The following is a 24,094-nucleotide window of genomic DNA, read 5'->3' as shown; positions in this document are numbered from 1 at the left end:
AATAATATGGTCAGTTTAGAGTTTTTTAAGCAGGAAGACTTTTCGGAGCTTCATTATGTATTGGATGAAAATCAGCTGCAGTATACTTCAACAGTAGAGCAGGCATTGCAAAGAACCGAAGAGAGGAACGATTCTAATGCGTTTGCCATTACTGTTTTTGACGACGCGAAACCGTGCGGATTTTTTGTGCTGGATTTTGGAGAAGATAAATTCGAATTGACCGATAACAAAAAATCTGTTTTGCTGAGGTCTTTATCTATCAATCCCAATGTACAGGGAAAAGGAATCGGAAAAGCAGCGATGCAGATTGTTGATGATTTTGTGAAAAAAAACTTTCCTGACTGTAACGAAATTGTGCTTGCGGTCAATCAAAAAAATAATTCCGCCTGTCATATTTACCTGAAAGCAGGATATGTGTACGAAGGTAAAAGCAGAATGGGGAGAAGCGGTCTGCAATATCTGATGTATAAGAAACTTTAAGAATTGAGTTAATGTATTTCTTTCATTGATTAACGATTTGCCAGCCATTCCAGGAATAGAGTTGTCTTTTCTCTGGGCACAAAAACCTTCTCAGATGTTTCAACATCCAGTATTATCAAAAGTTTTCGGTGAAAATAGTGTTGCACTTCTCTGATACTTTTGAAAGCGATCAAATATTGTCGGTTGACCCTGAAAAAATCTTCAGGACTTACCTGCCGCTGGAGTTCCTCTAATGTTTCTTTCATTGGATACATCTTATTTTCAGTTGTTGATAAAAATGTACCTTCAGTTTTTTTACAGAAATAGGAGATTTCTATGGAAGGAATATTTAAATATCTGTTTTGTGAAAAGATGAGGAAATTAGTTTTTGCTTTTTCGGAGGGAAACACCGATTTTATAATCTGTAAAAGTTCCGCTGGTGAATTTTGTTTTTGAAAGTAATTACGGAACTGTTCGAGTTTTTGTAATGATAACTCAATCTCATTTGGCGTAAAAGGTTTAAGGATATAGTCTATTCCATTATTTCGGAAAGCCTCAAAAGTATGATCACTGTATGCAGTACAGAATATAACGGGAATATTGATATCAACAGATTCAAAAATTTCAAAACATTTACCATCTGCTAATTGGATATCCATGAATATCAGATCCGGCAGAGTTTCATTCTGCAGCCAATCTACTGCAGATTCTACGCTTTGTAAAATACTGAGAATATGACTTTCAGACCTTATTTTCTTAAGATTATCTGCAAGTACTTTAGCAGCTTTTATTTCATCTTCAATAATGAGAATATTCATAAATAAGCGGTAATTTAACAATAAAAAATTCTTTATCATGGATCACTTTCACATGTTGATCTGTTAGGTGTGCATATCTTCCTTTTATATTATCCAGACCAATTCCAGATGATTGTTCTACATTTTTTTTGGGTTGTATATTGTTTCGAATTACCAGATCATTGTCATCTTCAAAGATGGAAATGTGTATAGGTTTGTTTAATGACACAATATTATGTTTAATACTGTTTTCAATAAGAAGCTGCATGGTAAAAGGAGGAATTATAGACTTTCTGCTTTTGTCTGAAATTGAAATTTCAATCCGGAAACCATCTTCAAACCGTGATTTTAGGAGGAACGTATAAGCTTCCAAAATAGCGATTTCTTTATCAAGGGAAACCACATTCTCCCTTCTGCTTTCAAGGGAAAAACGGTAGAAACTGGATAATTTTACAACGAAATCTGATGCCTGGCTATCATGTACATCGATCATTGATTTGAGCGTATTGAGACTATTGAATAAAAAGTGAGGATTTACCTGTTGTTTTAATAACTCGTATTGAGCATTCAGATTATCTGTTTTTATTTTCTCAAGTTGTAATTTTACCTGTTGGGTATCATAGCTTTGATAAATGAAGTGAATCAGTAAAAAAATCGTCAGATTAATTAGAATTCCTCTGAACTGATACATAAGAAACATTGGTAGAAATTGGTAATGTGAGAAAATGAGATGGTACAAAGCGACGATTAAAGCCATAAAAATCGTTCCTGAAATTAAGCTGAGTATAAGTTTCTTAGGAAGTTGATTCTGATTGTTTCCTGATATTGAAAACTTAGGAAGACAGTATAGATTATAATACCATATAAATAAGGTATAAATGAAAGCCATTCCGGCATCTACAGCCAGTTCTGATTTTGTAATATTAATCTGGAGAACCTTTGGAATAGATGCCAAAATAGCCATAAATATGGAACTTAGCCATATTATTTTGGGGGAAACGGTAAAGGTATTTCTATTCGGTTGCATGTGATTATTTTGAAAAATTAAAACTGGCTTCAACAAGTTACAAAAATTCAATGTTAATTATTGAATGGAAATAGAGTTCAACAAAAATTTCAAGTATAAGATTTCTCTTTTAAGGCATGACTGCAGGCTGCAATGTCAAAATATCTTTGATTCGCTTGTCTGTATCGGATGTCGGGATGATTTTTTCTGAATGGCTACCAGGTAAAAATTCATACACAATATTGTGTTCATCTTTAAAGGTGGTATTTGTTTTTAAAGTTTCAATGCTTACCAGTGAGCCTGGGATTTTTGCACCAAACCAATTAGGGTCATCTTTCTGTTTCCATGTGATCAGTACTAACGTTTTATCGTTATTTATGGAGCCTGAATTTAACATCGCTTTGTAGGCATTTTCATTTCCATATAATGTACTTGTTGTATAGTTATGTGTATTAATAAAAGTTGTAATTGTTTTGAGCTTCATCTCTTCGAAATTAAATTTTTCAGGAAGAGAGGCAGATTGATTTCTATTTTCCAGGAGCGCTTCATTGCATGAGCATAGCAAAAAAGATAATGTGATGGTAATGATAAGGTATTTCATATTAGTGTTGCATTGGTAAGGTGAAAACGTAATCGGTATTGGCTACAGGTGAATGGCAGCTGACACACTCTTTGGTAAAGCTGGCGTCAGTTCCATAAGGTTTCATTTCTGCCGTAAGAAATCTTGCCCAGCCCCATCCTTTGGTAGAAGCATATTTTTTACGGTCTTTAATCATATATTCGACGCCTCTGAAAGCACCGGGAGAAATATTCCCTTCTGGAGTAGTCAAAGATTCCCAGTTGACCTTGGCAATTATAGTTCCATCAGGCCATGGATTGGTTTTATGGTCTTTTATAGCTTTTATGGCAGTGCTATTACCGAAAATTATACGGACAGTTCCATTGTCGATTCTTTGTGTTGTGCTGATAGGGGTCCAGTTTTTATATTCCGGAATGTAAGCAATTCCGTTTACCGCTACAGGTAATGTTTTGGGCGTTTTTATATCATTGTTACGCCATGCTTTATACTGTGTACTGAGTTTATGATTTTTTGCTGTATCCTGTTTTTGTTCCGGAGCTAATGTAAGTGCATATTTTTTGAGTATTTCCAGATCAGTTTTGGATACTGCTGCTTCCGGATGTAATGCCAGATAGTTTTTTAATGGCATTGCTCCCAGTATAATTTTATTAACAGCTCCCCAAACTTTTGTATTTTGATCTGATTTTTGAAGTTGATCAAACTCCGAAAAATTTAAAACACTTCTTGCCTTGTTTATATCCTTTGCCACGATCCAGTTGGCCGGGGCTATCTGATCAAACCATTTTAAATCCGGTTGGTTGGAATGGCAGTCGTAGCAGGAATTCTTTAGAATGGCCTGTACTTCGTGAGGAAACACTTTTTTTTGGCTTTCATAATGCCCTTTATCTATTTTCGGACGGTAAAGCTGCATGAGTGCAAAAATACCTGTTAGGGCAAGTCCAATTTTAGTCATCTTGTTTTTCATAAATATGCTTGAATTGGGTACAAAGTAAAAAATGTTTTTTTTATCAAAAGCAGAAAAACAGGCGAAACGTTCATTTTTATTCTTTAAACGTTCATAAGGATAAGGTTTGGTCTAAAAAACTTTAAGAAAATTTTAAATTTTAAATTTCCTTCCTCCTGAATTCTTTCCATAACTTTGAGTAACATCAAATCGTAAAATATGGAAATATCACTTCGTAATCAGCTAGCTGTCGTTACAGGAGCCTCAAGCGGAATTGGTTCGGGAATCGCAAAATCTCTTGCCAATGCAGGTGCAACAGTTATCATCAATCATTCCTCAGAAAGATCTGTAGAAGAAGCGCAGGCTGTTTTGAAAGAAATTACAGATGCGGGAGGACGGGGAATGACCTATCAGTGTGATGTATCCAAAGAAGATCAGGTTATCAAAATGTTTCAGGATACAGTTTCCCAATTCGGGACTGTAGATATTCTGATCAATAATGCAGGAATTCAAAAAGATGCCAAATTTACTGAAATGACCCTCGATCAGTGGAATGCCGTAATTGGAGTTAATCTTACAGGGCAGTTTCTGTGTGCAAGGGAAGCAATTAAAGAATTTCTGCGAAGGGGTATTGATCCATCCCGTTCAATTGCCTGCGGAAAAATTATTCATATCAGTTCAGTTCACGAAATCATTCCATGGGCGGGCCACGCCAACTATGCTTCGAGTAAAGGAGCCATCCGCATGTTGATGCAGACCCTTGCACAAGAGTACGGAGCAGATAAGATCCGTGTAAATTCCATATGTCCAGGTGCTATTCAGACACCCATCAATAAAGATGCATGGAGTACTCCTGAAGCTTTGAATTCACTGCTTAACCTCATTCCATACAACAGAATAGGACTGCCTCAGGATATTGGAAATTTAGCTGCCTTTCTCGCAAGTGATCTGGCGGATTATATCACCGGAACCAGCATCTTTGTAGACGGAGGAATGACCACTTTCGAAAGCTTTTCTACAGGTGGATAGGCGCGCAGTTTTATCAATATAATTTACACACTTATGATCGAAAAACAACGACTTTCAGATGTTTCATGGAAAAAATGGGGACCCTATGTCAGCAATCGTGAATGGGGGCTGGTTCGTGAAGATTACAGTGAAAACGGAGATGCATGGAACTATACCAAGCACGATACAGCAGAAGCCAAAACCTACCGTTGGGGTGAAGAGGGTATTTGTGGAATCTGTGATGATCTCCAGAAACTTGTTTTTTCGATAGGATTCTGGAACAAGAAAGATAAAATGGTGAAGGAACGTTTCTTTGGACTTACCAACGGACAGGGAAATCATGGGGAGGATGTCAAGGAGTATTTTTATTATCTGGATTCTACACCAACGCATTCTTATATGAAGATGCTTTATAAATATCCACAGAATGCCTTCCCTTATGAAGACCTGCTAAAAACCAATGCAGAAAGAAATAAAAATGAGCCTGAATATGAGTTGATCGATACCGGAGTTTTTGATCAGAATGAATATTTTGACCTCTTTATTGAATATGCTAAAGAGAGCGGGCACGATATTTTGGTTAGACTTACCGTCATCAATAAATCTGAAAAAGAAGCGCCTATTGTTATATTGCCTACCGTATGGTTCAGAAATACATGGAACTGGGGTTATGACGATTACAAACCGCAAATGGATAGTGAGGATGCAGACCGTATCAGCATCAGTCACAGAGATCTTGAGATTAAAAATATCTATGCAAGAGATTCATTGAAAACATTGTTCTGCAATAATGAAACTAATAATGAAAGATTATATCAGTCCGTCAATGAGTCAAAATACTGTAAAGATGGAATCAATGATTTCGTTATTCACGGAAGCTCGCAGGCTATAGATCCGAAAGGGACCGGAACAAAAGCATCCTTTTTTATTGATGAGACAGTAAAGGGCGGAGAGTCTAAGACTTTTGAATTTAGAATTACAGATAAAGAATTAAAGGAACCATTTGCTGATTTTGAAGAGATTTTTAACCTGAGAAAAAAGGAAGCAGATGAGTTTTATGTCCATATTCAGAAAGGAATAGAGTCGGAAGATGAAAAAATGGTGCAGCGACAGGCTTTTGCAGGAATGCTGTGGAATAAAATGTTCTATCATTATAATGTAGAAAAGTGGCTAAAAGGAGATCCTGCAGAAGTACCTCCTTCCAAATCCCGTGAGAAGATCAGAAATTATGGATGGAAACATCTCAATAATGAACATATCATTTCGATGCCGGATAAATGGGAATATCCATGGTATGCGACGTGGGATCTGGCCTTTCATGCGATCAGCTTTTCCCTGATCGATCCCGATTTTGCCAAATACCAGTTGAAACTTTTCCTGTTCGAATGGTATATGCACCCCAACGGCCAGCTTCCTGCTTATGAATGGGACTTCAGCGATGTAAATCCTCCAGTCCACGGGTGGGCTGTTTTCAGAGTTTTTAAAATTGATGAATACATTAAAGGAAAACCGGATATTGAGTTTTTGGAAAGTGCATTCCAGAAGTTACTGATGAATTTTACATGGTGGGTCAATAAAAAAGACAACAATGGCAACAATATTTTTGAAGGTGGCTTTTTAGGACTCGATAATATTGGAGTTTTTGACCGGAACAGCACACTTCCAAATGGTGAACAGCTGGAACAGTCCGATGGAACCAGCTGGATGGCTATGTTTGCTTTGAATATGATGAGGATTGCCCTTGAGCTGGCTTTATACAATAATGTATATGAGGAAATGGCAATGAAGTTTTTTGAACATTTCCTTGCTATTGCCAATTCACTGGATAATATGGGCGATGAGGAATTTAGCCTTTGGGATCAGGAAGATGAATTTTTCTATGACGCGATTGCTTCCAGTGATGGCGGGCATATGTATCTTCGAATGAGGACAATTGTTGGACTGATACCAATGTTTGCCGTTGAGGTGATTGATGATGAAATGATAGAAAAACTTCCGAATTTCAAGAAAAGAATGAAATGGGTTCTTGAGAATAAACCGGAACTGGCCTCACTCGTATCAAGATGGGAAGTAAAAGGGCAGGATTCCAAACACCTTTTGTCATTACTTCGGGGACACCGTTTAAAAAGGTTACTTAAAAGAATGCTGAATCCTGAAGAATTTTTAAGTGATTACGGAGTACGGGCCTTATCTAAAGAATATGAGAAAAATCCATATACTTTAAATTTAAATGGAATAGATTACAGTGTAAAATATACCCCCGCAGAAAGTGACAGTAGCCTTTTTGGAGGAAACAGCAACTGGCGTGGACCCATCTGGTTTCCCATTAACTTTCTGATCATTGAAAGTCTGCAGCGTTTTTTCTTTTATTACAGCCCCGATTTCCTGGTGGAATATCCTACAGGAAGCGGAAATTACTCTAATCTGGACCAAATCGCCGACTCGTTAAGCAAAAGACTTGCTGGAATATTTTTAAAGGATGAAAATGGAAACCGGCCTGTCAATAGTCAATATGAAAGATTTCAAACCGATCCCGATTTCAAAGATTATATTTTATTCTATGAATATTTTCACGGTGATACCGGAAGAGGAGTAGGAGCTTCCCACCAAACAGGATGGACGGGGTTGATCGCAAAAATTCTGCTGCCAAGATATTCCAAAAAAGAAATCGCGGAATCTGAAACAGAACTGCCAGGGGAAGTAAAAAGCTAAAAGAATGGTGTGAAATAAGCGACTTAACTTACCTTACTCAAAGATCTGCTGAATGACTTCCAGCGATGCCGGTACTTTAAAATCAGTAATGTGATAATGATAATACACTAAGAGGCTGTCCATGAAATCCTTTCGTAAAGAGGGATGAATCTTTGTTATATAGATGTTTTCTGAGCACAGAGCTATTTTCCAGATCCCCGATATTTCTTCATTGAATAACTGATGGCATGGAGTAGCAGAGAACGTTCCTGTTTCCGGATCTAAATAGGATCCGTTGTTTATTAAAGGTGCAACCCCCTGAATTTTTAAAATCATAATTAAAAAAAGGAGATGGCACTGATAGTTTTTGTCTGTCAGTTCACTGACAAATTTATCGATCCCGAAGAAGAGATCTGGGTTTTTATTTTCGTGCCTTAAGACCTGGTTTAAGAAATCTGAAACGAAAAATATGACAGTATTGGCTTTGATATCCATATATATGTCATGATTTTTCACCAGTTCAAATCTTGAAACCAAAGGTATTCCATTGCCTCTTGTAGGATTAATGGTAAAGTTCAGCATATTCAAAGGCTGAAGCAGGGCTTTCTTTTTATTTCTTTTGGAGTAGATCCCTTTTACGAAATAAGTCTGAAAGCCATCCTCTTCTGTAAAACAATGCAGAACTGCATCATTTTCACCGTATTTTATGAAAGATAATAAAAATCCGTTTTGTGAATTCATTAATTGACTACTCCTATTTTTGCAGTAGCTTTATCTGAACCGTCTTCATTGGTCATCAATACAAAATAAATACCTGACGCTACTCTGGTGCCCTTCTGATTATTAAGATCCCATTCATAATATCCTCCTCTTGCTACCGCTGAGTGGATGACATTTCCTGCTGCATCTGTGATTCTGATATTTGTTTTTTCTGCAAGTCCTTTAATAGTAACTTTTCCTTTAAAGTTAGAATATACTACAGGATTAGGGTAAACTACTATTTTGCCGAAGTTAGACGTAACATCTGCCACATCGCCCTGATAGGCTACAATACCATTGAAAGTTACAAAATATACTTTCCCCGTTTTTTTGTCCACTTTTATGTCGGTAACAGAATTGGTAGGAAGTGGGGAATTTTCTTTTGTAAAATGTTTTATCGTCTGTTGTCCGTCAGCAGAAAGGTAATATACACCACCTCCGTCTACAGAAACCCATTTGTAATTTCCTGCATCTACTTCTACCTGGAGGATCTGACCGTCTCTGAAAAGTTCCTCTCCAAGCCCGTTTTGTTCAATAATAATAGGATTTACTTTGGGTTCGGGAGTTTTTATTTCTGTAGTAGCATTAGACATTATTCTTAATCCACTATCGGTGCCAATCCAGGCATCTCCGGATTTGTCAAATGCTACTGATAGCGTTCCTTTTGAATTTCCTGCGAAACCATTGGAATCTTTTAATATGTATTCGGTATCATCAGAAAGATTAAGCGCATTTTTATAGTCATATACCAGAAAATTATTGGTTCTTGGTAAAGGCATCCAAAGCATATCTTCATGAATAATAGGCTTTTGTGCGCCATCGCTGGATAGTATTATTTTTTTTAAGACAAAATTGTCCGCTGCTTTATCATAAATCCATACAGATGGGCTGCCTCCATTGGCTGCAATGGATACAAAAAGATTATTTTGGCTGTCTGTTGCAAAACCGACAGGACGAAAAGGTCCTGTATAGTATTTCATTAAGTCGAAATCTTTATTGCTTGCATTATACTTCATTCTATAGACTCCTTCACCTTGGGCAACACCTATATAGTTGGTGAAGAAAACTTCGCTGTTGTCGGTTGGGTTTAGGACAGCATCCAGTACATTAATTCGGGAAGTGGCTCCTGAAAAAAAGGAAGGATATATCCATTCTGATCCGTTAAAATAATAAAAACCTGGTTTTTTGGGATTTAAATATGCCTGATTATATCTGCCTATTCTCGCCCCGGATGATACGAGCATCTGGTTATTATCATACAGATTGATCTTGTAGGAGGAATTGGAATAAGGACCTGAGGGTTTATAAGTAGTACTGCTTTCGTCTTTTATTCCGGATAATATAGTTCCTCCGTATATTTTTCCACTGCCTACGGTAATAGCTGTATTACAGTCTTCTCCCAAACTTACAGCATTTAATGATATCCCATTTAGGCCGAATGTGTAAATTCTGTTGTCCGTTACGACAATATTATTTGAACTTAAAACAATATCCCTGATATTTCCGAAAGCTGTAGGAAGCGGAGTAGGGGTGCCGTTATTATAGATAAATGCAGAGGTTGCAGAAGAATAAATAAGAGAAGTGTCTTCTGCATCAATATGCTTGAATGACCCTGGTATTTCAGTAGTCCATGTGGAGAATACCGGGAATGTGATATTCATTTCGTGGCTTTTCAGACCACTGTTCGTAACCGAATATACCTTACTTCCAAAAATAGTTGCTTCATTGCTGGCTTCATATATACCGCCGTTCATGAAAAATGCAGAATCTCCGAATTCCAGTTTTTTAAGATTGAATATAGAAAGTCCATATCCTACAGAAATAACCGCCTGATCTCCTGTAATAGAAATATGATTAACACTCTTACTGCCGCTATAGCCTGCGGCGATAGGTATGTCTACAACATATTTAATCTCTTTTGGTGTTATAATGTCTAAAGCACCGTTCGCATATCCTATCACCCCTATTTTGGTCTGGGGATTATAGTCGAACGCAGAGATATTGACATCATGAAGACCGTTGGCTTTTGACAGCTTAGTAACCTCTCCGGTTGAAATGGTATAGTAGAATACCCCGTTTTCAGTAGCGGCAATTATTTTCCCATTGTCCTCCTTCATAGCAAGGACATTATTGTAAGAAAAATGATCTGTCCATTTTTTTGATGAAATCACCTGCGCATTCATGAATTGCAGGGAGGCTAAAATACCCAGAGAGATTAAAGAGAGTTTTTTCATATTATACGGTTATGCTGCTGTCTATTGCCTGATTGTTCCAGGAAATATGCTTTACGTTTTTATTTGAATCAAAGTAAAAATCTATTCTGCCAAGAAGAAGACCTGCCCATCCCACCTGATTTACCAGAACATTTTTACCTTGTCTGTTGGTAAGTGTTTGTGGTTCAGGTAAAAAAGTATGAGTGTGTCCCCCTAAGATGATATCAATATTCTCTGTTTTGGCAGCCAGAATTTTGTCGCTTATTTTATTAGGTTCATCTTTATAATCATAGCCAATATGCGAAAGGCAGATTACAAGATCACATTTTTGTTCATTTTTTAGAAAATTGGAATAATGCTGCGCTACATCTACAGGGTCAGAATATACGGTTTCTCCATATTGCTTTTTGCCTACAAGACCGTCAAGCTGTATACCTACTCCGAAAATACCTACTTTTATTCCGTTTTTATTAAAGATCTTGTATTGTGAAGTTTTTCCGTCCAGAACTGTATTTTTAAAATCATAGTTTGAACAGATAAAAGGGAACTTCGCATTGGGAAGCACTTTTAGGAAACCATCAAGGCTGTTATCAAAATCATGGTTTCCCATCGTAGAAGCGTCATACTTCATCATAGACATCAGTTTGAATTCCAGCTCACCTCCGAAGAAATTAAAATAAGGAGTTCCCTGAAAAATATCTCCTGAGTCCAAAAGAAGAACATTGCTTTCCTGATTTCTGATCTGCTGTATCAGGCTGGCTCTTCGTGCAAAACCTCCCTGATTGGGATTCTTGGTATAGCTTTCATCGAATGGCTCGATTCTGCTGTGCTGATCGTTGGTATGAAGAATGGTCAGTTTATTTGCAGATTTAAAAGGATTGAATTTCAATTCTTCTGCCATCATCATATTGGGAGCTAAAGCTGCTGCTAAAGATCCTCCGCCTATTACTTTTAAAAAACTTTTTCTATCCATTACTTCTTACCGATAAAATTTAAACGAACATCTGTATTGGGAACCACCTCAGAATTCTTCCTGAAATATTCAATGAAAAGATCTCTTAATCTGATTCCTGTGGAAATTGATTCTCCTTTGGAGAAAAATTTCATATTGTCGCCTCCCAGCGCCAGATAATCTGAAGTAGCAATGTAATAATCCTTTGAAGGATCTACAGGCTTTCCATTGATCTGAGATTGGGTAAGCTGTCCGTTATTGGTTTCAATATATAAATTAGAAACAGGATTGTTTACCTGTGTTTTTGCATAATAATCGAAAAGTCCCTGAAGATCTGATCCTTTCATTTTTACAATGATGACTTCATTTTCGAAAGGCATAACTTCAAAAACATTTTTCAGAAGCACATCTCCTTTACCGATCGTGGTACGGATTCCGCCAATATTGATCAGAGCAGCATCTACGTTTTTCTGAAGATTCTTTTTTGCCCAGGCATCAGCGCCTTCAAAAGTATAGTCAGCCAAAAGATTACCCAGATTGCTGTTATCACCCTGTTTGGTAAGATCTAAGCTGGTGTGAGAGATCTTCTGATTCATCTCCTTGTCCAGTTTCTGCTTATAAGGTTCAATAACTTTTACAAACTCCTCATCATTTTTTAGCTCATTATTAATAGAAATGTTTTTCTGGGGCTTCACATCCGCCAGCTGCAGCGTAGAAGCTGTCTTGCAGGCAGTAAGAGAAGCCAGAGCAATTCCTAGTAACAAGAATTTATTTTTCATAATATCTTTTAGTATATGCAAATATAATTATATGTATAATAAAACATTATTATTTATTATAAATTCTTATCGTAAATTATTAAATTTGACAAAAATAATTCTAACAGATGAGCATTTTAAAAGGAGTAGGTGTTGCGTTGGTGACGCCCTTTAATGAAGATTTATCCGTTGATTTCGACAGTTTAACAAAACTTGTTGAGTATAATATCGAAAACGGAACCAATTATTTAGTTGTTTTGGGAACTACAGCAGAGGCGGCAACGCTTTCAGAGGAGGAGAAGAAACAGGTGATTGAGCATATCATTAAGGTTAATAATAAACGTCTTCCTTTGGTTTTAGGAATTGGCGGTAATAATACTCTTGAAGTCAAGAAACAGATTGAAGAGGCAGATCTTTCTGCATTTGAAGCCGTACTTTCTGTGTCTCCATACTACAATAAACCTAACCAGGAAGGACTTTACCAACATTATAAAGCGTTGGCTTCTACAGGTAAAAATATCATTATTTATAATGTTCCATCAAGAACAGGACAGAATGTTGATGCAGATACGACGATCCGTTTAGCAAATGAATTCCCGAATTTATTCATGATTAAAGAAGCAGCTCCGAATATTCTTCAGTATTTCGATATTTTAAGAAAAAAGCCTGAAGAATTTTCACTAGTTTCGGGAGATGATGAATATACACTTCCTGTAACTTTAGCAGGTGGAAACGGGGTAATTTCTGTCATTGGCCAGGGCTATCCAAAAGAGTTTTCCACCATGGTTCAACTTGCTTTCGATGGAAAAGTGAAAGAAGCTTATGAAATCCACAATAAATTAGTAGAGATCACAAGACTGATTTTTGCAGAAGGAAATCCATGCGGTATTAAAGTAATCCTGACAGAAAAAGGAATTATTAAAAATTATTTGAGACTACCTTTAGTTCCTGCTTCAGAAGGGCTTTATGCAAAAATCAAAGCTGAAATGGCGAAAATCTAAAAAGTCAATCGGTAAAACGGGAATTGTAAATTTTGTTTAGCAAGTGAAGAGTCAATTTCTGAATCTTAATGAATCATTTACACTTGACCGTTAACCATTACAATTGAAATAATGAAGTGAAAAGTTCCGGCTTTTCACTTTTTTTAATCATAAAAATTATGAAATTACTAGAAGCAACAGAAAAAGACATTCCTCTTATACAGGATCTGGCGAGAAGATCCTGGGAAAATGCTTACGCAGATATTCTTTCCGAAGAACAGATGGAATATATGCTGTCAGAAATGTATTCAGAAACTGAGATTGGAAATCATCTGCAGAATCCGGATTATCATTATTATATGATCCAGGATGAAAACACGGGTTCTTATGAAGGTTTTATAGGCTATCAGCATCATTATGAAGAGAAAACGACTAAACTTCACCGTATTTATCTTGTTCCTGAAAGCAAAGGCAAAGGTTTTGGAAAAATTGCCCTGCAATTCCTGAACGATAAAGTATCTGAAAACGGAGATCACAGAATAATCCTGAATGTCAATAAATATAATGCAGCAAGAAACTTCTATGAATCCCAGGGATACGAGGTTTATGGTGAAGGAATTTTTGATATTGGGCGGGGATATGTTATGGATGACTACCTTATGGAATTCTTAATTCACAAATAATTGACTTAAAATTGTGTAACATTTAATTTTAATTCTATAACATGTGATGTTTCTTTTTGGTTCATCTTTGTATCAGAACCAAATCACTTTCAATAATACATTCATATGCTTGGTTTTGAGCTATAGCAGCTTTTTATCAGTATATTTTTTTCATCCTTAGTGTTTAAATTCCTGTATTCATATGCAGGAGTTTTTTGTTTTTATACATTATGTTAAAAATATTCACATCTATTTCACTTTTAAATGAAATAAATTATTATATTTACTTCGAAATTTGACACACTTATAACAGGATGAAAATGTATGTAAAATTTGATTTCAATGCTCTCTGTAAGAAAGTGTTGGATGAGAAACTAAAAGAGCACGGGCTAAAATACCGTCTACTGAACTTCGGAGAAGTGGAATTCTATGAACCCATTACTCAGGAGCAGCATAATCTGTTTAAGAAGAATCTTAAAGATTATGGCATAGAGATTATTGAAAGTCAGAAGACAGCTTTGGTACAGAAAATTAAAGATGCTATCGTAGAACTGGTTTTTTCTGAAAATGCTGTTCCTGTAAAGGCATCCATATATATTGCTGAAAAACTGAATCACAGTTATGGATATCTTTCCAATCTTTTTTCGGAAGTTGCCTATACCTCTATAGAAAATTTTATTATCCTTCAGAAAATTGAGTATGCCAAGGAGTTGATCTTAAATAATAAACAGAGCCTTACGGAAATTGCCCATAAGTTGAATTATTCCAGTGTAGCACATTTGAGTACTCAATTCAAAAATACAACAGGGATCACACCATCCCAATTTCAGAAGATCATTGCAAAAAGGAGAAAGGTGCAAAGTATGACTGTAAATTCAGAAATGTTGTATGAATAAAGAATATTTAAATATAATAACGGCAGATGACGACGAGGGTAATATCATATTCTTTAAAAATATTTTCAAAGGTTTAAAAATAGGGGTAAAGTCGCAGTGCTTCTCTAATGGTGAAGATCTTATGGGCTATCTGAACAGCTGCGGAGCAATTATTCCGGAAATGGTTTTTATCAAATATGATATTCCTGGAAAAAAAATGATGGAATGCCTTGAAGAAATCAAAACAGATCCGAAATTCAGAGACATCGTAATTACGGTTTATACCGACCAGATTTCGGAAAGTGAAGTAGAAGAGATCTTTGTAAACGGAGCCAATGTTTTTATGAAAAAACCTGATACTTATGAAGGCTTAAAAAAAGCAGTTACTGAAATTATTACTATAAACTGGCAGTATCATACATCAGGACTCAATAAAGATAGTTTTATCATGAAAGTATGATAAATAGAGGCTTTTTTAGTTTTTATTTTTAGTGTTAAAATTGGTATTTGATGCATACTATTCACAATAAGGTGAAAATTGTATAACTAATAATTAAAATAATATAAGGAGGAATCAAAAGAATATCAGCAATTTTGTAAACGTAAACATTGCAACACAAATTAGCTATATAAAAAAGCAATGGATGACAGAGAATAGATTATTTCATTTAGAAATCAAGATATAAGTCACAATGTTAGTTTTAACAAAATGAATTATGTTATTTCCAGCTATAAAGCATAGAAGATCTTTAAACAAAACGGTACAATCATGAAAACTTGAGATAGTTGAAGGGTATTTATTCGTTTCATTCCCACTTCCTTCAACTTGAAACAGTTAGTTTTTATAATAAGCAAGTTGGAAAAATAATTCATTTTGTTTTTTAAATTTATTTTAATAGTTAGAACTGAAAATTCAAATAATATATAAATATTTTCACACCAAATCACAAGATATTAGTTCTTGCTATTAAAATAAATTTATTTAACAGACCAAAAGTAATTTCTTCTAAATAACAGTTTTATAAGGGGGCCGCGAAAAGATTTCTTTTCGCGGTTTTTTTATGAAATTTTGCTCCATTTATTCTTTCCCTTGTAGTACTTCAGATAGTAGTTTTTGATGATCAGATTGTCTGGATTGGCCAGAAGCGGATCTGTTTCAAGGATTTTATCAACCGTATTTTTTGTTGTTTTGATAATAGCGGAATCGTTCACCAGATCTAATCTTTTGAAATCTACTACACCGCTCTGCTGTGTTCCCAAAATATCTCCGGGACCTCTGAGCTGCATATCCACTTCAGAAATTTTAAATCCGTCGTTGGTTTCTGTCATTGTTTTGATACGGGTTCTGCTCTCTTTAGATAATTTATCGGAAGTCATCAGTATACAGTAACTCTGCTCTGCACCTCGGCCCACCCGGCCCCTTAACTGGTGAAGTTGAGACAGACCAAACCTTTCAGAACTTTCAATCACCATTACAGAAGCATTGGGAACATTGACTCCCACTTCAATTACTGTGGTCGCTACCATAATTTCTGCTTTTCCCGAAGCAAAGTAGTTCATGGCAGCATCCTTTTCTGCAGGTTTCATTTTTCCGTGAAGCATCGTAGTATTGTAATCTGAGAATGCATCCATGACATGATCAAGACCTTCCATAAGGTTTTTATAATCCAAAGTTTCAGATTCTTCGATCAAAGGATACACAAAATAAACCTGTCTTCCTTTTTTAATCTCATCCCTGCAGAAATTATACACATAAGTTCTGTCTTTCTCTCGTCTGTGAGCTGTTATAATCGGCTTTCTTCCTACCGGCATTTCATCAATTACAGAAACATCCAAATCAGAATAAAAGCTCATGGCCAGTGTCCTTGGAATAGGGGTTGCTGTCATCACCAGGATATGTGGTGGAATTTTATTTTTCGCCCATAATTTCGCCCGCTGTGCCACCCCAAACCGATGTTGTTCATCGATGATGGCCAGACCCAGGTTTTTAAATTTTACCTTATCTTCCAAAACGGCATGAGTCCCTACCAATATAGAAAGTGTTCCGTTTTCAAGTTCCTCATGAATGACTTTTCTTTCTGAGGTTTTTGTAGAACCTGTCAGGAGACGTACATTGATATCGGTTGCCTCTAAAAGTTCTTTGATCCCATTATAGTGCTGCTGTGCTAGAATTTCAGTAGGAGCCATCATACAGCTCTGAAAACCGTTATCCATAGCAATCAGCATGGTCAGTAGGGCGACCATCGTTTTTCCGGATCCCACATCGCCCTGAAGAAGCCTGTTCATCTGAACCGGTCTTTTCATATCCAGACGAATTTCTTTTAAAACCCTTTTTTGGGCGTTAGTAAGATCAAAGGGAATATGGTGATTATAAAAATTATTGAAATGATCACCTACAACGGGAAATGGGTTTCCCGGTGAATGTGTTTTGTGGTGAAGTTTTTTCAGGGCATATCCCAGCTGAAAAAAGAAAGACTCTTCAAACTTCAGTCTGTTATCTGCTTTTTCAAAATGCTCCATATCCTTTGGAAAATGGATGTTTAAAAAAGTATGCTGCCTTGATAAAAATTTAAATGCTTTTATTAGATAGTCAGGGAAGTTTTCTTCAACGAGATTAGGGATCTCTTTGCAGATATTCCTTAAGACAACCTGAAAAAATCTCTGATTCAATCCTCTTTTAGTAAGCTTTTCAGAGCTGGGATAGATAGGCTTTAATCGGTTTTCGCCTTCTTTTTTTTCCTCTACTTCTATTTCCGGATGAGGCATAGAAAACTGGCGGTTAAAAGCATTGATCTTTCCGAAAATATATACTTCACGGTTGATCGGCAGCTGCTCTTTCAGCCATTTTGAATACTGGAACCATACCAGATCCATTGTCCCGGTGTCATCATTGAATTTTGCCGACAGCCTTTTTGTTTTTCCGGTTTGGATTTCCTGCACCTGCGTGATTCTGCCTTTAAGCTGTATCTCAATACCACTTTCCTCAAGCTGAGAAACTTTATATATTTTACTTTTATCCAGATAGCGGATAGGATAAAAATTCAAAAGGTCATCAACGGTAGAAAGCCCCAGTACACTTTTGATAAGTTTGGCTCTGTCAGGACCTATTCCTTTTACATATTCTATGGAGGTTTCTAAAGTCATTTTTAAAAATGAGCCCTAATTTCGGGAAAATAGGCTTAAGATTAAAATTTTTTATCGAAAATATTGGCCGGTAAGATTAAAAAAAGCGGCTTCCAATTTTTGAAAGCCGCTGTATGGTTTTAATCTTTGATTTTAGATTTGAATTTTTTCTGATAATCTTCCCATTGCTCCCTCGTACGGATTTTTTTGAAGAGGTCTTTTGAGATAAACTCCAAATAGGGTTCCAGTTCTTTTGCGGAGAGTTCTCCCTGAAGGATGGTAATCGGGCCTCCTTTCTCATCAAGAAATACAGTACTGGGAACTGCACCCACATTCATATATTGGGTGAATTCGTGTAAAGAGTTTTTTCCTTTTTTAGATTCTGTATTATCATTAGAAAATGTTCTTCCAAAAACGTCAATAGATTTCTTTTCTTCAGCATTAAACTTTACAGGATAGTAATTATCATTTAAAATCTGAGCAATCACTGCATGACCGTATGTTTTTTTGTCCATGATCTTGCATGGACCGCACCAGTCCGCATAAAAATCTAACAGAATTTTTTTTGGATTTTCTTTCTGAGCTTTTAAAGCTTCTTCAATAGTCATCCACTTTACCTGCGCAAAGCTAAAATTTACTATAAGTAGAAGTATTATGCTTATAATTTTCTTCATAATTTGATATTTATGTAAAAATAAGCATAATCTTGCTTACTTTATTTTACATCCTGCATTAATTTTCTGACGAATGATGACATCAAAATTAATACCACACCAGCAATTAATGCATAGATTCCCAGAGTTTTGTATCCATCAGTATAAGCGATGAGTTTAGTCATGTTTGTATTTCCTGTATTTGCTTCAGAGAAACTGGCACCGATTTTTCCTGCAGCAAACTGTCCAAAAGCACTGGCTAAAAACCATAAGCCCATCATCATCCCAAACATTTTCTTAGGAGATAATTTAGTAATGATAGACATTCCGATAGGTCCTAAACATAATTCACCGAAAGTGATGACCAACCATGTGAAAGTAAATAAATTAAGTGAAGATTTCCCGTCTGCACCAGCGAAATATCTTAAACTGTAAAATAAGAAGAATCCTCCGGCCAGAAATAAGAATCCAATTCCAAACTTATTGATTGTATTGGGTTCAAGCTTCCTCTTGTTTAAGGCAATCCACGCTAAACCGATAAGCGGGCTGAAAAGAATGATAAAGAGTGAATTGGCACTGTTGTTAATGATATTGGGATCCATCCCAAAGCCTAACAGGTTGTGAACCAAATTGTCTTTAGCGAATAAAGATAAAGATCCTCCACTTTGCTCATAAATAGAGTTGAACAGAAAGTACATGAAAATAAATATAAACGCAGCTACAAGTTTCTTCTGATAAGGAGATGTTTGTTTCAATGTTTCAACTATGAAATAACCTACCGCTGCAATACCTATTAGATACATGAAATAATCTGTATAATCCGTATTTTTTACCATGATAAAAATAAGAGGCATACTTAGCAAAGCGCCAATATATACCAATACCTCTCTCAGGGTTCTTTTAGATTGCGGAAGTACCTGTAGCGGAGAATCTCCGATAGGTCCCAACGATTTTTTTGTTGCAAAAAAAGTTACTAAGCCCAGAAGCATAACAACAGCTGCCGCCAGGAAGCACCAAGACCATGAGTGATATTTTCCAAGATATACACAAAGAGCTCCTCCTAAAAGTCCGCCAATATTGATTCCAGCATAAAAGAGTCCATACCCGGCATCTCTTCTCGGGTCATCCTCCTTGTACAGTTCTCCTACCATTGAAGAAATATTAGGTTTGAAAAAACCCGTCCCAATAATAGAGCAGGTAATCCCGAAGTAAAAGAAGTCATGCGGAGAAAAAGCAATGATAAGGTTTCCGACAGTCATAATAAGTCCTCCAAAAACCAAAGACTTTTTGAATCCGAGAATTTTATCGGCAAAAATTCCGCCAATAAATGTGAAAGCATATATAAAGGCTTGTATAGCACCATATTGTAAGTTCGCTTTGTCTTCTAACAGACCCAGCTGGTCGACCATAAAAATGGTAAGTACGCCCCGCATTCCATAAAAACAGAAACGCTCCCACATCTCTACCGTAAACAGCGTCCAAAGCTGCTTAGGATATTTTCCTTTAAAATTTTGTATTTCTTCTAGAGTTAAGCTCATAATCGTATATGATTGATTTTAATTAGGGTTGTTTATTATTGTTTTGAACCAGTTCGAAATGGATTCTACCCTGGTCTGTATTTCTTTTCATTCTTCTTCTTTTGGAAGGTAGAGAAGGTATTGGCTTGAGAAGATATTGTTTTTTTTGATCAGGCAGTAAGTCTGAAAACTCAAAAACAGACGAGCATTTTAAGATACTGTGGATATTCTCTACTGGAGGTTCCCTATGTTCCGGAACTCTTTCGTAGGCAAGTGAATTGATTTGTCTTTTCAGATCCCGGTAATTCCAGCTATTCTGAATGGCTTCGCTGATGTAATTGAGCAATAGAGTAAAATCCTCTATCCGAAACACTTTCGCATGCGTCGGTGTAATAATTTCCTTTACGGATTGAAATAAAAGATCTTCGGAAATTTCCATCATACGAAAATAAAAAAAACCTCTGACTTAGCAGAGGTTTTGTTGTATTTTATTGAACGGTTATTTTACACCGTGCATCATTTTCTTTAAGATTGGAGAAAGGAACGCCAAAATTACTGCTGCGATACCACAAAGTACTACGAATACCATAAAGAATTCGAATAAGTTATGAATCTCAAATCCTGCAAATGTAGGATTGTGTAATGGCAACTGAGCTTTCTCAAATGCTGCTGCCTGCTCAGTCGTTAATGTTACTTTTTTATCTAAAACATCCTGAAGATTGACACCGATCTCCTTTGCTTTGGTGAATTTATCACCAGTAGCCGGGATAAGCGCTCCCAATGAACCTGCTAAAGCGTAACCTGCCGCATTAGAAATAAAGAATACACCATATAATAAGGACGCAAATCTCTTTGGAGCAAGTTTACCTACTAATGAAAGACCAATTGGAGATAAACAAAGTTCACCGCAAGTCTGGATGAAATATAGAAGCATTAACCATTTGATGGCTAGCAATCCTGAATTTCCAAGATCTTTTACGTTGTGTGCGATAATGAAGTAAGAAAGAGCAATCAATGCTAATCCCATTGCCTGTTTGAAAGGAGACACGGGTTCTCTGCCTTTTGCTCTTAATTTATCCCATGTTAAACTGAATGGAACTGCTAACAGAACTACGAAAATACCATTGAAGATCTGAACCATTGAAGGAGGCATATTCCATCCGAAGATGCTTCTGTCCGTCTGGTTATCCGCGATAAATGTTAGTGAAGATCCTGCCTGCTCGAAAGCTGCCCAGAAGAATATGATAAAGAAAGATACGATATAAATTACCCAGATTCTCTGTCTTTCAATCTTATTTTCTGCAGAACTCATGATAAGGAAAGCTAAGGAAATACCGGCTGCATAAATGAAAGGATAAATAATTCCTTTAATCATCTGCCCCATTTCTACAGCTTTAAACCCTAATTCTCCTACCAGCAGATATCTGAAAGCGAAGAACAAAATAACAAATAAAACGCCGGTGATACCCAAAGATAATCCTGAGAATTTCGCAGTTTGCGTTTCACCTTCTTCAAAATCTTCACTTGTATTATTCTTCGGCAATCCACCAATAGGTCTTCCTTCCGGATTAACTACATACTTATTTTTAAGGATAAAGAATGTTACGGTTCCAATTACCATTGCAATTGAAGCGGCTAAGAATCCCCATTTGAATGCAAAAATATCTCTTACTCCTGTAGCTGCATCTTTTACATCCCCTACATATGGACAGATGAACTGTCCCAGGAATGCTCCAATGTTGATCCCCATATAGAAAATGGTGAACGCAGAGTCTAGTTTAGATTTCTCCTGTTTAGGATAAAGACTTCCCACCATTGAGGAAATATTAGGCTTGAAAAATCCATTACCGAAAATGATAACGAATAAAGCGAGCCACATGATCATTTTTGAACTGCCCAGATCGGCAGAGAAAGTTGAGGCACTGATAAATAATAGAAACTGACCAATAGCCATTAAAGACCCACCAATTAAGATGGCATTTCTGTTTCCGATATATTTATCTGCAATAAATCCTCCTAAAAGAGGCGTTAAATAACATAAAGCTAAAAATCCACCGTAAATGATTGCCGCATCAGCTTCTTTTATTAATAAGGAATTTACCATAAAGAGCGTCAATAATGCTCTCATCCCATAAAAGTTGAAACGCTCCCACATTTCTGTTCCGAAAAGAACCCACAATCCCTTTGGATGCCTTGAATTCTTATTCTCTACAAATTCATCCGGTTTCGGACTTAATGCTTCAATATTATCCATTCTATTGTTAATTTTTGTTAAGACTGACAAATATAGTTTTTTTTGAGTTTTTGGCAAGGTTTTAATTTTATATTTAAATAAAAAAGCTGCAGAGTGATTCTGCAGCTTGATATTCTTTATGATAATTAGGGATTAGTGCCCTTTTTCCTTCATGATTTTGTTTAATCTTTTTAACATAGAAAGACCTAAAAGTGTCGCAAATATTAACAAAGCAAAGTTAACAAGGAAGTAATTCATTTTGTTGTCATAGTTGTACCATGTACTGGCAAGAATTCCCGAAAGTTTATTTCCTACTGAATTCGCAAGGAAGAAACCTCCCATCATTAAAGCTGTAATTCTAGCCGGTGAAAGCTTCGAAACAAAAGAAAGTCCCATAGGAGAAAGACATAGTTCTCCAACAGTAATTACTCCATAACCGGCAACAAGCCATAAAGGAGAAACTTTTACCGCTCCGTTCTCTCCGGCCATGACCGCGAGCACCATGACAAGACAGGATAATGCAGAAATAAATAATCCCAGGACAATTTTTGTTGGTGTTAAAGGTTCTTTTCCTTTTCTTCTTAATAACGCCCAGAAACCTACCACCAGCGGAGTAAGGGCAATGACCCAGAATGGATTGATCGACTGGAATAATTCCGTATTATATAAATACACTTTAGATTCAGGATTTTTTTCTAAAGCTGCACGTTGTTCGGGAGTGATATTTTTGAAATAGATGTCTTTTCCTGTTTCTTTAATACTTTTTCCATCTTTATCTTTTTGAGACTGAAATTGGTTATCATAGACGGGAACTTCTTTATCGTCATAGCTTTTCCCCTCTACCATATAAATGTCTTCAAGCGGCTTTTCCAGGGAAGCGGGAACGCTTCGGTCCGTATAGTAGTTGGCCCATCTTGTAAGAGCTGTACCATTCTGTTTGAAAACTGCCCAGAAGAACATACTGATCAGAAATACCGAAAGCAGCGCTCCAATAGAAGGTTTTTCTTCAGGTTTAGCTTTAAAGTAAAGCGAAGCATAAAAATAGATTACGGGTAAGCAGGCAAAAATAAAAGCATCTGTACTGTCACTTCCAAAAATATTTCCGGGAATAAACCATCCTATAGCCCCAATGGCAATAGCAGGAACAAAAACTTTCATTAATATTTCAGAAAGCTTGGTATCTCCTTCCTGTACAGGTTTCATCTGTGCAGCATGGATATAGTGTTTTCTTCCTATTGTAAAAATCACCAGCCCTACAAGCATTCCTACCCCTGCAGTAATGAAAGCTTCACCCCATCCGAATTTGTTACGCATGAAGGCTGCAATAATATTACAGATAAAGGCTCCGATATTGATTCCCATATAGAAAATATTATATCCAGAGTCTTTGTTTGCCTTATAAGGTTCTTCAGAATAAAGGTTTCCTAGCAGTGTTGAAATAGTAGGTTTAAAGAAACCATTTCCAATAATAATCAATGCTAAAGAACCATAAAAAAGGGGAAGCTCTTTGAAAACCCCCATTCCTATATATCCTGCGGCCATTAGAATTCCGCCCAGATAGATAGATTTGATATATCCTAAGACCCTGTCAGCCAAAAATCCTCCAAGGAAGGGAGTTAAATAGGTCAAAGCGATGTATGTTCCGAAAATATCATCAGCTGTTTTATCCGGAAGTCCAAGTCCGCCTTTCATTCCTGTAGGTTCAATAACATACAGGACAAAGATTCCAAGAATCAGATAGTACCCGAAACGCTCCCACATTTCTGTGAAAAAGAGAAAGGGCAGGCCTTTAGGATGTTTAGTCTTCATATAATCAAATTTCAAATTTCCCAAAAATAAGTTTTTAATTTCAATTGATAAAATAAATAATACATCCCTAAACGAT

Annotated in this window: 21 protein-coding genes; 7 read left to right on the top strand and 14 right to left on the bottom strand. The window is 36.4% G+C overall.

The features are described 5' to 3' along the window. The first annotated feature begins 6 nt into the window (after positions 1-6). Entirely contained in the window at positions 7-480 is a 474-nt protein-coding gene (locus IW16_RS08415; protein ID WP_034742147.1) for a GNAT family N-acetyltransferase, read from the top strand. Between the two features lie 29 nt (positions 481-509). Here IW16_RS08415 and IW16_RS08410 read toward each other — a convergent pair whose 3' ends face one another. The 4 genes from IW16_RS08410 to IW16_RS08395 form a co-directional block, all read right to left on the bottom strand. Beyond that, a complete protein-coding gene (locus IW16_RS08410) occupies positions 510-1,277 on the bottom strand; it encodes a LytR/AlgR family response regulator transcription factor (RefSeq protein WP_034742144.1) in 768 nt (255 codons plus the stop codon). Further along, entirely contained in the window at positions 1,258-2,283 is a 1,026-nt protein-coding gene (locus tag IW16_RS08405; RefSeq protein ID WP_034742141.1) for a sensor histidine kinase, read from the bottom strand. The genes IW16_RS08410 and IW16_RS08405 overlap by 20 nt, the downstream gene beginning before the upstream one ends. Positions 2,284-2,392: 109 nt before the next feature. Then, on the bottom strand, positions 2,393-2,863 hold the full coding sequence (locus tag IW16_RS08400; RefSeq protein ID WP_034742138.1) for a hypothetical protein: 471 nt from the start codon (positions 2,861-2,863) through the stop codon (positions 2,393-2,395). Position 2,864: 1 nt separating this feature from the next. After that, on the bottom strand, positions 2,865-3,794 hold the full coding sequence (locus IW16_RS08395) for a heme-binding domain-containing protein (RefSeq protein ID WP_165571972.1): 930 nt from the start codon (positions 3,792-3,794) through the stop codon (positions 2,865-2,867). 210 nt (positions 3,795-4,004) lie between these two features. Here IW16_RS08395 and IW16_RS08390 point away from each other — a divergent pair, with 210 nt between their 5' ends. Next, a complete protein-coding gene (locus tag IW16_RS08390) occupies positions 4,005-4,814 on the top strand; it encodes a glucose 1-dehydrogenase (protein ID WP_034742133.1) in 810 nt (269 codons plus the stop codon). A 33-nt stretch (positions 4,815-4,847) separates the two neighbouring features. Beyond that, the gene (locus IW16_RS08385) at positions 4,848-7,505 is read left to right on the top strand and encodes an MGH1-like glycoside hydrolase domain-containing protein (protein WP_034742129.1); all 2,658 of its coding nucleotides are present in this window, start codon (positions 4,848-4,850) and stop codon (positions 7,503-7,505) included. A 33-nt stretch (positions 7,506-7,538) separates the two neighbouring features. Here the strand turns inward: IW16_RS08385 and recO are convergent, their stop codons facing one another. The 4 genes from recO to IW16_RS08365 are packed head-to-tail and all read right to left on the bottom strand — an operon-like array spanning position 7,539 to position 12,187. Then, the gene (gene recO / locus IW16_RS08380) at positions 7,539-8,225 is read right to left on the bottom strand and encodes a DNA repair protein RecO (protein ID WP_034742125.1); all 687 of its coding nucleotides are present in this window, start codon (positions 8,223-8,225) and stop codon (positions 7,539-7,541) included. Further along, entirely contained in the window at positions 8,225-10,477 is a 2,253-nt protein-coding gene (porZ, locus tag IW16_RS08375) for a type IX secretion system anionic LPS delivery protein PorZ (RefSeq protein WP_034742122.1), read from the bottom strand. The genes recO and porZ overlap by 1 nt, the downstream gene beginning before the upstream one ends. Before the next feature lies 1 nt (position 10,478). Then, a complete protein-coding gene (locus IW16_RS08370) occupies positions 10,479-11,429 on the bottom strand; it encodes a bifunctional metallophosphatase/5'-nucleotidase (RefSeq protein ID WP_034742119.1) in 951 nt (316 codons plus the stop codon). Continuing rightward, positions 11,429-12,187 carry a 5'-nucleotidase C-terminal domain-containing protein gene (locus IW16_RS08365; RefSeq protein ID WP_034742117.1) on the bottom strand — a complete coding sequence of 253 codons (759 nt, stop codon included), beginning with the start codon at positions 12,185-12,187 and terminating at the stop codon, positions 11,429-11,431. The genes IW16_RS08370 and IW16_RS08365 overlap by 1 nt, the downstream gene beginning before the upstream one ends. Before the next feature lie 107 nt (positions 12,188-12,294). Between IW16_RS08365 and dapA the strand changes: the two genes are divergently transcribed. From dapA to IW16_RS08345, 4 genes are all read left to right on the top strand, one after another. Then, entirely contained in the window at positions 12,295-13,167 is an 873-nt protein-coding gene (gene dapA, locus IW16_RS08360; protein ID WP_034742115.1) for a 4-hydroxy-tetrahydrodipicolinate synthase, read from the top strand. A 158-nt stretch (positions 13,168-13,325) separates the two neighbouring features. After that, the gene (locus IW16_RS08355) at positions 13,326-13,829 is read left to right on the top strand and encodes a GNAT family N-acetyltransferase (RefSeq protein WP_034742113.1); all 504 of its coding nucleotides are present in this window, start codon (positions 13,326-13,328) and stop codon (positions 13,827-13,829) included. Positions 13,830-14,122: 293 nt separating this feature from the next. Next, positions 14,123-14,704 (top strand): helix-turn-helix domain-containing protein, encoded by a 582-nt coding sequence (locus tag IW16_RS08350; RefSeq protein WP_034742110.1) that lies wholly within the window; start codon positions 14,123-14,125, stop codon positions 14,702-14,704. Beyond that, positions 14,697-15,143 carry a response regulator gene (locus IW16_RS08345; protein ID WP_034742107.1) on the top strand — a complete coding sequence of 149 codons (447 nt, stop codon included), beginning with the start codon at positions 14,697-14,699 and terminating at the stop codon, positions 15,141-15,143. Before IW16_RS08350 ends, IW16_RS08345 begins: the two co-directional genes overlap by 8 nt. A 599-nt stretch (positions 15,144-15,742) precedes the next feature. Here IW16_RS08345 and recG read toward each other — a convergent pair. The 6 genes from recG to IW16_RS08315 form a co-directional block, all read right to left on the bottom strand. Beyond that, positions 15,743-17,827 carry an ATP-dependent DNA helicase RecG gene (recG, locus tag IW16_RS08340; protein WP_034742105.1) on the bottom strand — a complete coding sequence of 695 codons (2,085 nt, stop codon included), beginning with the start codon at positions 17,825-17,827 and terminating at the stop codon, positions 15,743-15,745. 119 nt (positions 17,828-17,946) lie between these two features. Further along, complete coding sequence (locus tag IW16_RS08335) at positions 17,947-18,480, bottom strand: thioredoxin family protein (protein WP_034742102.1); 534 nt, start codon at positions 18,478-18,480, stop codon at positions 17,947-17,949. Between the two features lie 41 nt (positions 18,481-18,521). After that, complete coding sequence (locus IW16_RS08330) at positions 18,522-19,997, bottom strand: peptide MFS transporter (RefSeq protein WP_034742099.1); 1,476 nt, start codon at positions 19,995-19,997, stop codon at positions 18,522-18,524. Between the two features lie 22 nt (positions 19,998-20,019). Further along, positions 20,020-20,418 (bottom strand): hypothetical protein, encoded by a 399-nt coding sequence (locus tag IW16_RS08325; protein WP_131327863.1) that lies wholly within the window; start codon positions 20,416-20,418, stop codon positions 20,020-20,022. A 57-nt stretch (positions 20,419-20,475) separates the two neighbouring features. Then, positions 20,476-22,230: a peptide MFS transporter gene (locus IW16_RS08320; RefSeq protein WP_034742091.1), complete on the bottom strand. Its 1,755-nt coding sequence runs from the start codon at positions 22,228-22,230 to the stop codon at positions 20,476-20,478. 132 nt (positions 22,231-22,362) lie between these two features. Then, positions 22,363-24,018, bottom strand: a complete 1,656-nt coding sequence (locus IW16_RS08315; RefSeq protein ID WP_034742088.1) for a peptide MFS transporter — start codon at positions 24,016-24,018, stop codon at positions 22,363-22,365. Positions 24,019-24,094: the final 76 nt, after the last annotated feature.

Origin of the sequence: Chryseobacterium vrystaatense (assembly GCF_000737765.1) — a bacterium.
Taxonomy (GTDB): domain Bacteria; phylum Bacteroidota; class Bacteroidia; order Flavobacteriales; family Weeksellaceae; genus Chryseobacterium; species Chryseobacterium vrystaatense.
The sequence above is the reverse complement of the archived record's forward strand: the minus strand, read 5'-3'. Positions and strand labels throughout refer to the sequence as shown.

Excerpts from the sequence above, each read along its gene's own strand:
- IW16_RS08415 (WP_034742147.1), top strand. The coding sequence starts at position 7 with ATGGTCAGTTTAGAGTTTTTTAAGCAGGAAGACTTTTCGGAGCTTCAT.
- IW16_RS08410 (WP_034742144.1), bottom strand. The coding sequence starts at position 1,277 with ATGAATATTCTCATTATTGAAGATGAAATAAAAGCTGCTAAAGTACTT.
- IW16_RS08405 (WP_034742141.1), bottom strand. The coding sequence starts at position 2,283 with ATGCAACCGAATAGAAATACCTTTACCGTTTCCCCCAAAATAATATGG.
- IW16_RS08400 (WP_034742138.1), bottom strand. The coding sequence starts at position 2,863 with ATGAAATACCTTATCATTACCATCACATTATCTTTTTTGCTATGCTCA.
- IW16_RS08395 (WP_165571972.1), bottom strand. The coding sequence starts at position 3,794 with ATGACTAAAATTGGACTTGCCCTAACAGGTATTTTTGCACTCATGCAG.
- IW16_RS08390 (WP_034742133.1), top strand. The coding sequence starts at position 4,005 with ATGGAAATATCACTTCGTAATCAGCTAGCTGTCGTTACAGGAGCCTCA.
- IW16_RS08385 (WP_034742129.1), top strand. The coding sequence starts at position 4,848 with ATGATCGAAAAACAACGACTTTCAGATGTTTCATGGAAAAAATGGGGA.
- recO (WP_034742125.1), bottom strand. The coding sequence starts at position 8,225 with ATGAATTCACAAAACGGATTTTTATTATCTTTCATAAAATACGGTGAA.
- porZ (WP_034742122.1), bottom strand. The coding sequence starts at position 10,477 with ATGAAAAAACTCTCTTTAATCTCTCTGGGTATTTTAGCCTCCCTGCAA.
- IW16_RS08370 (WP_034742119.1), bottom strand. The coding sequence starts at position 11,429 with ATGGATAGAAAAAGTTTTTTAAAAGTAATAGGCGGAGGATCTTTAGCA.
- IW16_RS08365 (WP_034742117.1), bottom strand. The coding sequence starts at position 12,187 with ATGAAAAATAAATTCTTGTTACTAGGAATTGCTCTGGCTTCTCTTACT.
- dapA (WP_034742115.1), top strand. The coding sequence starts at position 12,295 with ATGAGCATTTTAAAAGGAGTAGGTGTTGCGTTGGTGACGCCCTTTAAT.
- IW16_RS08355 (WP_034742113.1), top strand. The coding sequence starts at position 13,326 with ATGAAATTACTAGAAGCAACAGAAAAAGACATTCCTCTTATACAGGAT.
- IW16_RS08350 (WP_034742110.1), top strand. The coding sequence starts at position 14,123 with ATGAAAATGTATGTAAAATTTGATTTCAATGCTCTCTGTAAGAAAGTG.
- IW16_RS08345 (WP_034742107.1), top strand. The coding sequence starts at position 14,697 with ATGAATAAAGAATATTTAAATATAATAACGGCAGATGACGACGAGGGT.
- recG (WP_034742105.1), bottom strand. The coding sequence starts at position 17,827 with ATGACTTTAGAAACCTCCATAGAATATGTAAAAGGAATAGGTCCTGAC.
- IW16_RS08335 (WP_034742102.1), bottom strand. The coding sequence starts at position 18,480 with ATGAAGAAAATTATAAGCATAATACTTCTACTTATAGTAAATTTTAGC.
- IW16_RS08330 (WP_034742099.1), bottom strand. The coding sequence starts at position 19,997 with ATGAGCTTAACTCTAGAAGAAATACAAAATTTTAAAGGAAAATATCCT.
- IW16_RS08325 (WP_131327863.1), bottom strand. The coding sequence starts at position 20,418 with ATGATGGAAATTTCCGAAGATCTTTTATTTCAATCCGTAAAGGAAATT.
- IW16_RS08320 (WP_034742091.1), bottom strand. The coding sequence starts at position 22,230 with ATGGATAATATTGAAGCATTAAGTCCGAAACCGGATGAATTTGTAGAG.
- IW16_RS08315 (WP_034742088.1), bottom strand. The coding sequence starts at position 24,018 with ATGAAGACTAAACATCCTAAAGGCCTGCCCTTTCTCTTTTTCACAGAA.